Raw genomic sequence first — 10,741 nt, 5'->3', positions numbered from 1 at the left:
AGTTATATCGTTCAGGTTTATTTTACTTTCCATATCAAACTTAAATGGATCGGGCATTAATAATATATGTTATAAGGCAGCATGTAAAGCCTTACCAATACCAGGGCAGCGACTGCGAACACCAGCAGGTTAATATACCAGTAGCGACTAAACCAATCGAAGAAAACAATAGAGGTAAGCAGGCTGACTACGAGCAAAAGCGCGGTGAAGTATTTTACCGATAATAGGGAAAGTTTTATGACCAGCGCTTCATCAATAACATACTTTAAAAAAGGCAGGGCAAAAAATACGGCTACAAAAAAACCGATGCTCCAGCCGTAAACCGCGGCCGGACTGCCCAATATTTGCCTGATCTTATCCATTAGCTTTGATGCCCTAAGATAGGTTATTGAGGCGAAAGGTTAAAAGGCAAAAAGGTAGAGGTTAGAGGTTAACAAAAACGGCTTCTCTGAAAAGAGAAGCCGTTTTTGTTATGATCGGTTTTGCAATTATTATTTAGCACGCTCTATATAAGCACCTGTAGCGGTATCCACACGTACCCTATCGCCCTGGTTAATAAACAAGGGAACGTTGATCTCGGCACCGGTTTCAACGGTTGCCTTTTTCATGGCGCCGCTTGAGGTATCGCCTTTAACAGCAGGCTCGGTGTAAGTGATCTCCAGCTCGGCGCTGTTTGGCAGCGATGCCATGATCGGCTCTTCGCTTTCAAAGGCAACAATTACGTTCATCCCTTCTTTCAGGAATTTAATGCCGCTCCCGAATAAGAACTTAGGTACGTTATGCTGCTCGTAAGTGGTGTTATCCATAATTACCAGCGTGTCGCCCTCGTCGTACAGATATTGGTAATCGTTGGTTTCAACACGGGCAATGTTTACCTCTTCGTCAACACGGAAGCGGTATTCAACCAGCTTACCGGTTTTAACGTTACGCATACGCGCCTGGTAAAACGCACGCAAGTTGCCCGGGGTACGGTGTATAAATTCTTCCACCTGCACCAACTCGCCGTTAAAGCGCAGGATGTTTCCGTTTTTAATATCTGATGCCTTAGCCATATTTATTTATTGAGGCGCAAACTTAGGGACTTATCCGCAAACAATCAAGGGGTTAGTTAAACGGATGATGTGTGTACTGATGTTAAGCTATATAAGTTTGCGAATTGTGCTTAGCTTTATATTTAATAAAGCGTATATTAACTATTCATTATCGCCCCGCAATTCATATCAACAGTTTGTCCGGTCATCGATCGCTGACTTAACAAATACGCTACTAATCCTGCAATTTCACCGGGTTTACTCATGCGGCGCAGGGGGACACTTTGCATGGCGATATCGTAAAATTCATCTTTACTTATTCCTATACCATCGGCAATACCCTGCAGGCCCGATTGCGCCATGTCGGTATCAACCCATCCCGGGCAAATGGCATTCGCCAGTATCTGCTCAGGCGCAAATTGGATAGCCCACGATCGCATTAACCCCAGCAAACCAGCTTTAGATGCGCAATACGCCGAATAGTTAGCCACCCCCAGCCGTGCCAATACCGATGAGGTAATTATAATATGCTTATCCGCATCGGCCAGGCGTAAATTAGGCAAAAAGGTATTTACAAAATTGTAGGTGCCGGTAAGGTTGGTGTTGATAATATCGGCCCAGCGGTCGGCGTCGCCCCATTGGTTTTCGCCGCCTATGCCGGCATTGGCTATCAATCCGTTAATTGGCGTATCTTCCAGTTGCGATGCGGCGTCGGCAAGGCTTTCCTTGTCGCTTATATCGGCGGCAAGTACCATGCGTTGTCCGTTGGGCAGCATGGTAAATGTTTGGTGCAGGTTTTTTTCGTTACGGCCCAGCAAAATGCAGTTGTGGCCGTCCGCTGCCAGTTTAATGGCGATGGCCTGGCCAATGCCGCTGCCGGCGCCGCTGATGAGGTATGTTTTCTTCATAAGCCTAAAGTACAAAGTCTTTAGCCGAAAAGTCTAACCCACAAATCTTAAATTAACTTATAAATTTTACTTAATACTTACCACTTAAAAACGGGTACAATACTTGCCTTATAAGTAACACGAATTTGACAGAACGATGGCAAATCGCTAAAAAAGCGTATATTGAACCTTGTTTTGGAAGTTTTTAAACGCTAATCCCTGTAAACTATAAGATAATGTGGAACAAGACTGATTTTGTGCTGCACGTTTTGAGGAAGAACTTCCCCGCTTTTTGCATGGCGCTTGTTTTTATGCTATGCAGAACGGCAAATGCCCAGGAACTTAAAAATTTTTCAGGAAAGATCACCGATGCCGAAACCGGCGAACCGCTGCCTTATGTAACGGTTTTTGTAAAACTCCCCAATCATACCAACAAAGCCACCACTACCGATTTTTCGGGCCTTTACCACCTGGTTGCCCCAATGGCATCGGGCGATAGCATTTACGCCACCTACGTGGGTTATGTACAGGCTAAAAAGCCTTTGCCAAAAACACATACAGGCGTTATTGATTTCCAGATGAAGGCCGATAACCAGATGCTGAGCATGGTTACCGTAACCCCCAAAAGCTACGTAAACCCGGCCTGGGCAATTTTAGATAACGTGGTAAAGCACAAGGACGATAACAACCTTGATAAGCTGAAAAGCTACCAGTACCAAAGCTATAACCGCCTGGAACTGGCCGTTACCAACATCAGCGAGAAGATGAAGAAGCGCAAGGTAATGAAGCAGATATTACCGTTGATGGACAGCCTGCAAAAAATGGCCGGCGACGAGGGTAAACCAATCCTGCCGGTGTTCATGTCCGAAACCGTATCCGACTTTTCCTTCCAAAAAAGCCCTGAGCAAAAAACCGAGCATGTATTGCGCACCAAGGTGAGCGGGGTTGGGATAGAGGACGAAACGCTGATATCGCAGATCATCGGCACCAGCTTCCAACAATATAACTTTTATAAAAACTATGTGCGCCTGGCCGGTAAGGATTTTATATCGCCCATAACCGATAGCTGGAAGACATTTTACAATTACGAACTAACCGAAGCTAACGATAAGTTAGACGGCCGCGAACTTTATCGCATTGAGTTTAAACCCAAGCGCGATCACGACCTGGCATTTGTGGGCGTAATATGGATCACCAAGGATAGCTATGCTTTATACCGCATAGACGTATCGGTAGCCCCCGATGCCAACCTGGACTTTTTGAATAAGATAAGGATCCAGGAAGAAATGGTGCAGCCCGCCGGTACCACAGCCTGGATACCCGAGAAAACGCGTATTGTATTGCACATCTCTAACATCAACAAAAGCTGGTCGGGTTTTATTGGTAATTTTTATGTAGCTAACAAGAATATCCGCATCGATCAAACATTCCCTAAAGACCACTTTAAGGAGCCGCTTACCATGAGCGACAGCATTACCCGCAAAGATGACAGTTACTGGGCAAAAAACCGTCCCGAAGCTTTAACCCCGGCCGATGTGAAGGTTTACCAGATGATAGACACCGTGAAAAACCTGCCTATTGTTAAAACCTATGCCGATATTGCCGGCATGCTGATCAACGGTTATTACAAGGTGGGCAAGGTAAGCCTTGGCCCATACCCTTATACTTACAGCTATAACGATGTGCAGGGCAGCGTACTGCGCTTTGGCGGCATGACCAATAAATACTTTAGCGATAAACTGGTACTGGGCGGCTATGCAAGCTACGGCTTTACCGATCATCGCTGGAATTATAATGGTTCGGTCGATTATATCTTTTCGCGCAAGCCCTGGTCACAGTTTGGAGTATCGTACACGCACGACCTGAACCAGACCGGTTACCAGTTCGAGAATTTTGCTAAGGCCAATACCGTATTCCGTGCCTCTATCCGCAACGGCAAGATCACCCGCCGCGGCCCGTTCGAGCAGAACGACCTGCGTACTTATGTGCAAACCGATGTAGCCCCTAACTGGCGCGCCACCATCACAGCCGACCGTCGCTCGTTCGATCCGCTGTATAATTTCGAATATTTTAGCCCGGCTAACAACCAGCGCTATCAAAACTACCAGGTATCTGAAGTAATTGGCGAACTGCAATGGACGCCGGGCCGCAGGCTGCTGCAATCGTCCAAAATCAACAAGCGTATCACTTTAGGTAACGGTGCCGATAACCCGGTAATTACCTTTAGGTATACCCATGGTGTAAAAGCCTTCGGCGGCGATTTTGAGTACAATAAGTATGCGGCTAATATCACCCAAAAAATACATATGGGTATTTTCGGTAAGGGCGAATACTCGGTTACCGGCGGTTATATCCCGTCCAGCCTGCCTTCGCCGCTGCTGGAAAACCACCGTTTTAACTTTAATACCATGCGCTTTCTGGAGTTCACCAGCGATCGCTATGCATCATTAACTTACACCCAACACCTGGAGGGCTTGATAACCAACAGTATCCCTTTAATAAAGGAATTAAATGTGCGCACCGTAGCCGATTTTAATGTGCTTGATGGCAGCCTGCGTAACGATAATGGCGGCCGTCCATCAACCCTGCGCAGGCCAACCCGCAGCCTGGATGGTATCCCATACGTTGAGGCCGGTTATGGTGTAGAAAATATCCTGAAGTTTTTACGTGTAGATTTCCTGTACCGCGTTACCCACCGCGATCACGTGGACGAACTGGGCGCGCCACCAAGCAATTTTGCGACAAGGATAAGCATGCAGTTTAGGTTGTAATATTACAAAAATTCGTCATGCTGAGCGATAGCGAAGCATCCCAAACTATGCAGTTACGACCTGCTTATCGGGGATGCTTCGCTATCGCTCAGCATGACGTTTTGTTTTTCCGCTGAAGCCTCACCCTGCCCTCTCCAGAGGAGAGGGTTCCAAAGTCTCCCTCTTTGGGGGAGATTTAGAGGGGGCTTTCATCGGCATGTCATAACAACCATTAGAGGCCGCCGGGATTATATCGCTCAGCATGACGTTCTTATTTTACCACCATCATCCTCGAAAACGGAAACCCGTTACAACCTTTCTTCGGATGCTCGCGGTCGGCGGCGGCAGTTGCTTCGGCTTCGGCATCGCTTTTGGCGTTGTAAGCGGTAAGGCAGTAGCCCCAGTTCCAGGGTTCCATTCCGGTAAATCGCATAAAATCTATACGGGTGTACAGGCCGCCCTCGCCGGGGTTATGCGCATCATTACGGGCTATCAGGTATTGCTGTGCCAAATTCCAGCGGATAATGTGAAAACGGGTACGTGGTAATTGCAGCCATAGCGTATCGCTAATAATATACCGTATACCATAATCATCGGTAAAGCTGCCTGCCATGTGTGCTGGTATTTTCGCTACGGGTTTAACCTGCGCATAGTTTCGGACAACAGTAAATACACTTAGGGCTAATACGATAGCCAATATTTTTTTCATAAGCATTCAGGTTTTTAAAGCCTTCTCCTTTGGAGAGGGTTGGGAGAGGTCTCCTTCAAAAAAGCGATCATCCCATCCATTGCCCGGGCGCGGTGACTCATACTATTCTTCTGTTCCATGCTCATCTCGGCAAAGGTGATATGGTGGCCGGCGGGTTCAAATATCGGGTCGTAGCCAAAGCCGCCGGTGCCACTTGCCCCGTGGCGGATGGTACCCTCAACCGTGCCCTCAAAAAAATGCTCTTCCCCCTCCCATATTAACGATATCACAGTACGGAAACGGGCCGTACGCAAGGTGTGCTTTTCCATTTTTTGCAGCACCTTAGCAATATTTGCCGGGTGATCGCCATGTGCGCCCGCGTATCGTGCCGAAAAAACACCCGGCTCGCCACCAAGCGCGTCAATCTCCAGTCCGCTGTCATCGCCAAAGCAATCCAGGTGGTAATTATCAAAAATAAAACGGCTTTTTATCGACGCGTTCTCACGAAAGGTAAGCCCGGTTTCCTCGATATCGGCAGTGCAGCCAATATCATCAAGCGTAAGCAGTTTAAAGCTATCGCCAATTTTGGCCGATACCTCATCAACCTTGTGGCGGTTATTGGTGGCAAATACTAACTGGTGCGGCATGGTTTAAAGCATTTTCATTTGTTCCCAAAAAGCCTTGGTCAAGTCCTTATTGCCCATCATCTCGTTAAAACTGTAGGTGTACAGGGCATCGCTTTTACCCACTTTAGCCAGTTGATTAAATGGCGGTGGATTAAAGCCACCTGGTACGGCAGCCTTGCCTAAAAACAACAATTTTTGTGGTTTAAAATGCCCGCCGATGGCCCGGATATCGTGCCCGGGATATTGGTTGATATTTACAATGGCGGCATCATCCAAACTCATGCCCTTTAGCCTGATGGTTTTTTCGAGTGCGTTTAAATGGGCCGTATCCATAATATCGGTACCGGGGTAGTTCACCAGTATCAAAAAGTTTTTTTGATAGGAGCCGATATAATTATAAGGCCACCCGGCCGCCGGGGCAGGTGTGCTGATAGCCGGAATAGTAACAGATGGGGTAGCAGATGCAGCTACCGGGCTATTGATTGCCGGAATAACCGGAACTTCCTGTTTGATGGGTTCGTGTGCAGGTTCGGTATAAGTAACGGCCGGTTCCTTAACCTCCGGAACAGGCGCCGCTTCGGGTGTTTCCACGGGCAATAATTCGGCAACAAGCGCGCGTTCGTTAGCCAGCAGGTATACATCGGCAGGCAAAATGTACGATAAGGCAAGCGCGTTTTCGGCTATCATATATTTAACAAATTTTAACCAAAAATAGCTAAACGGTTTGATGCTTTATCAGCATATTCGCACTATTAAGTATAATAATGAGGTTTTAATTCTGTTATAGCTTCATAGTCAAATAATTTTCCGAAATTCGGGGTTTTTAATTTAAGCCGGGGCTTAAGCGTTTTATAATAAAAAAGATACATGAGAAAGTTTGGCATTGCCGTTTTATTTTTAATATTTTCAACATTGTTTGCAGGCGCGCAACAGCGTGTGCTGGATAAGGTGGTTGGTGTAGTTGGCAGCAGTATTATTTTACAGTCGGATATCGAATCGCTTTACGCGCAATACCAATTAAATGGTATACAGGTTACCCCGACCCTTAAATGCAACTTGCTGCAGCAGCAGATCACCCAAAAGCTACTGGCACAGCAGGCGGTTATCGACAGCGTTACCGTAAAGGAGGAAGAAGTTGATAACGAAGTTGACCGTAAAATGCGTTACATGGAGCAACGTGCTGGTGGCCGCGACAAGCTTGAGCAGTTTTTGGGCCGCTCTACCATCCAGTATAAGGATGAGATCAGGGCTGATATCCGTGAATCGCTGGTGGCTAGCCGCATGCAGCAAAAAATAACCGAAAAGGTAAACGTTACCCCGCAGGACGTGAAAAAATATTTCGACGCCATACCTAAAGATAGTATCCCAACCTATAACAAAGAGGTTGAGGTGGGCGTAATTGTGCTTAACCCGGTACTAAGCAAAGAGGAAAAGGAAGAATATCGCCGCAAAGCCGAAGACCTGCGTAACCGCGCCAAAGCCGGTACCGATTTTGGTTTGCTGGCCCGCTCATATTCGCAGGACGTGCAGTCGGCTTTAGAGGGTGGCGACCTGGGCTTTTTCGACCGCGGGCAGATGGTAAAGGAGTTTACCGCCATGGCTTTTAAATTAAAGGCAGGGGAGATATCGCCGGTGTTTGAAACCGATTTTGGTTTTCACGTTTTGCAGGTGATCGAGCGTCGCGGCGAACAGGTTCACGCCCGCCACATCCTCATTATGCCGGGGGTTACAGAAGATGCCCTTAAACGCGACAAAGCCAAAGCCGATAGTATATACACCCTGCTTACCGGCAACAAAAAGATCGATTTTTCAAGCGCCGCCTCATTTTACTCGGACGATAAAGAGACCAAGTTTAACGGTGGTATGATGATAAACCTGGAAAACGTGCAAACGCGTACCACTTACATCCCAACCGATAAACTGGATCCGCAGATCGCGTCGGTGGTTGATACCATGAAAGTGGGCGAAATATCAAAACCGGTATTATACACCGGCCAGGATGGTAAAAAAAGCTACCGGGTATTGTACCTTAAATCGGTTACCGACGCGCATAAGGCCAACCTGGCGCAGGATTTCCCGCGTTTGAAAGAGGTGGCTAACGAAGATAAGATCAACCGTACGGTAAGCCAGTGGTTTGAAAAGAAACGTAAGGAAACCTTTATCCGTATAGATGCCGAATATCAGACTTGCCCGGCTTTAAGCAGTTGGGTAAATGCAAACGCAACAGCACAAGCAAAACCTTAAAATATAGATATACCATATGCAGCACCGCTCAGACGTAGAAGCCGCCGATGCTTTAAAAAATGCTTTTCAACAAATCAGGACAGAGATTGGTAAAGTAATAATCGGCCAGGATGATGTGGTGAAATCGGTGCTGATATCTATCTTCAGTAACGGGCATTGCTTGCTGGTTGGTGTGCCCGGCCTGGCTAAAACCTTGTTGGTGCAAACCATATCGCAGGTGCTGGACCTGGATTTTAACCGCATACAGTTTACGCCCGACCTGATGCCATCGGACATTATCGGCTCAGAGATCTTAGGCGAAGACCGCAACTTTAAATTTATCCGCGGGCCAATATTCTCTAACATTATCCTGGCCGACGAGATCAACCGTACGCCGCCAAAAACACAGGCCGCCTTATTAGAGGCCATGCAGGAAAAAGCGGTTACCGCCGCCGGTGTTACCCATAAACTGGCGCAGCCATTTTTTGTACTGGCTACCCAAAACCCTATTGAACAGGAAGGTACCTACCCGCTGCCCGAAGCGCAGCTGGATCGCTTTATGTTCAATGTATCGCTTGATTACCCCACCTTTGCCGAGGAATTGCAGGTAGTAAAAAACACCACCAGCACCCTGAAGCAGGAGGTAAATAAAATACTGAACGCCGAACAGATCATTTATTTCCAGCAATTAGTACGCAATATCCCCGTTGCCGATAACGTACTCGAATATGCTGTTAAACTGGTAGCCAAAACCCGCCCGCAAGGCGATATGGCCACCGCGCAGGTAAAAAAGATGCTGAACTGGGGTGCAGGTCCGCGCGCCTCGCAATTCCTGGTACTGGGCGCCAAATGCCACGCGGTCATCAGCGGCAAATACTCGCCCGATATTGAGGATGTAAAGGCCGTAGCCAAACCCATCCTGCGCCACCGTATTGTACGCAGCTATCACGCCGAGGCGGAGGGATTGACAGCGGATGCGATTATTGAGGGATTGTTTTAAATATATCAGCAACATAGATAAACGGAGAAAGGCGCTAAAAGCGCCTTTCTCCGTTTATAACACTAATCCATTGCCAGGTTCGAAGTAATCTCTATGCTATACAGAAAGTATTGCAGGTTATCCGAAGTCGGAGACTTCGGATAGCGGTGACTGTTCCCTCCCATGGGAGGGGTGCGGTTGCCTGCGTAGTGGCGGGGAGGGGTTTAGCCATGATGGATATTGTATAAACCCCTCCCTACACCCTCCCCATGTGCAATGTCATTAAGTTAAGCTTTTAAGCCCCACCTAAATCCTCCCCAAAGGGGAGGACTTTAAGAATTTTACGCTTGTGCAGCCTAAGTCTCCCCTATCGGGGGAGATTTAGAGGGGGCTTTATTCGGCTGATCATCCTTAACGTAATAACATTTCCCCATGGGAGGGAATCGCACATGCCACACGCTTTTTATTTAATGGCTACTACCATTTGGAGAGTGTGCGGCATCTTAGCCATTGCTTCGTACCTCGTAATAACGTAGCGGTACTATTCTCATCAACATTCCCTATATTTCCCGAACCATATAAACAATTATGAAACAAACTCTGCTATTAATAATCGCCTGTGCCCTGTTTATCCAAACCGCACAAGCGCAAACCACCCCAAAAGAAACCGATCAGCCACACTATATCACCACCAACCTAAGCATCTCCCAGCTACAGCGCCAGCGCGATATCCAGATTTACCTGCCTGCCGATTATTACAAAACCGGTAAAAAGTACCCGGTAATATACATGCAGGACGCGCAAAATATCTACAATAAAGATGGCAGCCGCAAAAATAGCTGGTGTGTGGATTCGGTATTGAAAACGCTGCCCGATAGTAAGCAATGTATTATTGTAGGCATAAACCACGGCGCGCAATTGCGCATTGCCGAATACAGCCCGTACAAAAGCAATTATGGCGCGGCCGATGGCCCTGCCTATACTGAATTTATGGTGAATACGCTGAAGCCTTATATAGATGCGCATTACCGCACCAAAACTGATGCCGCGAATACCGCCATCGCGGGCAGTTCAATGGGAGGGTTGATCGCTCTGTACGCTACTATTAAATACCCTAAAGTATTTGGTACGGCCGGGATCTTCTCGCCCGCGTTGTGGATCAATCCGCAGATCAATCATTTTGTGGATAGTACGGGTGTTTCTGCCAAATCAAGGTTCTACCAGTTTTGCGGCGACCAGGAGGGCAATGAAGCCCATGATGTGGCCCAAATGGATACCTTGCTGATGAAGAAAGGCGTTAAACGTGCCCATATGCCGCCGCCGGTGGTGTTAAAAGGCGAAAAACACAATGAGCACCAATGGATGCTGGAGTTCCCGGATTTTTATAAGTGGTGGGTGGCGAAACTGTAGATAATGCGGTGGTTTATATGTAGTGTCTTTATTTTCAGTTAGTTATGATTGTGTTTGCGTTTTTCAAAAAAAGGTTAACATAATTTGCGCCAAATATTGTTCTTTTTATTTTTAATTAGTTGATTTTCAATTATTTAATACATAATG

The 10,741-nt window shown here is 47.0% G+C and carries 10 protein-coding genes; 4 read left to right on the top strand and 6 right to left on the bottom strand.

Going from position 1 to position 10,741, the window contains the following annotated elements:
- Positions 1 to 56 precede the first annotated feature (56 nt).
- The 3 genes from HQ865_RS18805 to HQ865_RS18795 form a co-directional block, all read right to left on the bottom strand.
- A complete protein-coding gene (locus HQ865_RS18805; protein ID WP_173416389.1) occupies positions 57 to 362 on the bottom strand; it encodes a hypothetical protein in 306 nt (101 codons plus the stop codon).
- Positions 363 to 491: 129 nt separating this feature from the next.
- Positions 492 to 1,052, bottom strand: coding sequence for an elongation factor P (gene efp, locus HQ865_RS18800; RefSeq protein ID WP_173416388.1), 561 nt, complete (start codon positions 1,050 to 1,052; stop codon positions 492 to 494).
- Positions 1,053 to 1,189: 137 nt separating this feature from the next.
- Positions 1,190 to 1,939: an SDR family NAD(P)-dependent oxidoreductase gene (locus tag HQ865_RS18795; protein WP_173416387.1), complete on the bottom strand. Its 750-nt coding sequence runs from the start codon at positions 1,937 to 1,939 to the stop codon at positions 1,190 to 1,192.
- 215 nt (positions 1,940 to 2,154) lie between these two features.
- Here HQ865_RS18795 and HQ865_RS18790 point away from each other — a divergent pair, with 215 nt between their 5' ends.
- Positions 2,155 to 4,689 carry a DUF5686 and carboxypeptidase-like regulatory domain-containing protein gene (locus HQ865_RS18790; protein WP_173416386.1) on the top strand — a complete coding sequence of 845 codons (2,535 nt, stop codon included), beginning with the start codon at positions 2,155 to 2,157 and terminating at the stop codon, positions 4,687 to 4,689.
- A 250-nt stretch (positions 4,690 to 4,939) separates the two neighbouring features.
- Here the strand turns inward: HQ865_RS18790 and HQ865_RS18785 are convergent, their stop codons facing one another.
- The 3 genes from HQ865_RS18785 to HQ865_RS18775 are packed head-to-tail and all read right to left on the bottom strand — an operon-like array spanning position 4,940 to position 6,669.
- Positions 4,940 to 5,377, bottom strand: a complete 438-nt coding sequence (locus HQ865_RS18785; protein WP_173416385.1) for a hypothetical protein — start codon at positions 5,375 to 5,377, stop codon at positions 4,940 to 4,942.
- 14 nt (positions 5,378 to 5,391) lie between these two features.
- Entirely contained in the window at positions 5,392 to 6,003 is a 612-nt protein-coding gene (gene rdgB, locus HQ865_RS18780; RefSeq protein WP_173416384.1) for an RdgB/HAM1 family non-canonical purine NTP pyrophosphatase, read from the bottom strand.
- A 3-nt stretch (positions 6,004 to 6,006) separates the two neighbouring features.
- Entirely contained in the window at positions 6,007 to 6,669 is a 663-nt protein-coding gene (locus tag HQ865_RS18775) for a hypothetical protein (RefSeq protein WP_173416383.1), read from the bottom strand.
- 180 nt (positions 6,670 to 6,849) lie between these two features.
- Here HQ865_RS18775 and HQ865_RS18770 point away from each other — a divergent pair, with 180 nt between their 5' ends.
- The 3 genes from HQ865_RS18770 to HQ865_RS18760 all read left to right on the top strand — a co-directional run bounded on the left by HQ865_RS18770 (position 6,850) and on the right by HQ865_RS18760 (position 10,594).
- Positions 6,850 to 8,226 carry a peptidylprolyl isomerase gene (locus tag HQ865_RS18770; protein WP_173416382.1) on the top strand — a complete coding sequence of 459 codons (1,377 nt, stop codon included), beginning with the start codon at positions 6,850 to 6,852 and terminating at the stop codon, positions 8,224 to 8,226.
- Positions 8,227 to 8,242: 16 nt separating this feature from the next.
- On the top strand, positions 8,243 to 9,205 hold the full coding sequence (locus HQ865_RS18765) for an AAA family ATPase (protein ID WP_173416381.1): 963 nt from the start codon (positions 8,243 to 8,245) through the stop codon (positions 9,203 to 9,205).
- 567 nt (positions 9,206 to 9,772) lie between these two features.
- Entirely contained in the window at positions 9,773 to 10,594 is an 822-nt protein-coding gene (locus tag HQ865_RS18760) for an alpha/beta hydrolase (RefSeq protein WP_173416380.1), read from the top strand.
- Positions 10,595 to 10,741: the final 147 nt, after the last annotated feature.

Origin of the sequence: Mucilaginibacter mali (genome assembly GCF_013283875.1) — a bacterium.
Lineage (GTDB): Bacteria > Bacteroidota > Bacteroidia > Sphingobacteriales > Sphingobacteriaceae > Mucilaginibacter > Mucilaginibacter mali.
This window is presented reverse-complemented; position numbering and strand designations above follow the sequence as displayed.

What these genes read in the sequence shown, in the direction of transcription:
- HQ865_RS18805 (WP_173416389.1), bottom strand. Translation starts at nt 362, where the DNA reads ATGGATAAGATCAGGCAAATATTGGGCAGTCCGGCCGCGGTTTACGGC.
- efp (WP_173416388.1), bottom strand. Translation starts at nt 1,052, where the DNA reads ATGGCTAAGGCATCAGATATTAAAAACGGAAACATCCTGCGCTTTAAC.
- HQ865_RS18795 (WP_173416387.1), bottom strand. Translation starts at nt 1,939, where the DNA reads ATGAAGAAAACATACCTCATCAGCGGCGCCGGCAGCGGCATTGGCCAG.
- HQ865_RS18790 (WP_173416386.1), top strand. Translation starts at nt 2,155, where the DNA reads ATGTGGAACAAGACTGATTTTGTGCTGCACGTTTTGAGGAAGAACTTC.
- HQ865_RS18785 (WP_173416385.1), bottom strand. Translation starts at nt 5,377, where the DNA reads ATGAAAAAAATATTGGCTATCGTATTAGCCCTAAGTGTATTTACTGTT.
- rdgB (WP_173416384.1), bottom strand. Translation starts at nt 6,003, where the DNA reads ATGCCGCACCAGTTAGTATTTGCCACCAATAACCGCCACAAGGTTGAT.
- HQ865_RS18775 (WP_173416383.1), bottom strand. Translation starts at nt 6,669, where the DNA reads ATGATAGCCGAAAACGCGCTTGCCTTATCGTACATTTTGCCTGCCGAT.
- HQ865_RS18770 (WP_173416382.1), top strand. Translation starts at nt 6,850, where the DNA reads ATGAGAAAGTTTGGCATTGCCGTTTTATTTTTAATATTTTCAACATTG.
- HQ865_RS18765 (WP_173416381.1), top strand. Translation starts at nt 8,243, where the DNA reads ATGCAGCACCGCTCAGACGTAGAAGCCGCCGATGCTTTAAAAAATGCT.
- HQ865_RS18760 (WP_173416380.1), top strand. Translation starts at nt 9,773, where the DNA reads ATGAAACAAACTCTGCTATTAATAATCGCCTGTGCCCTGTTTATCCAA.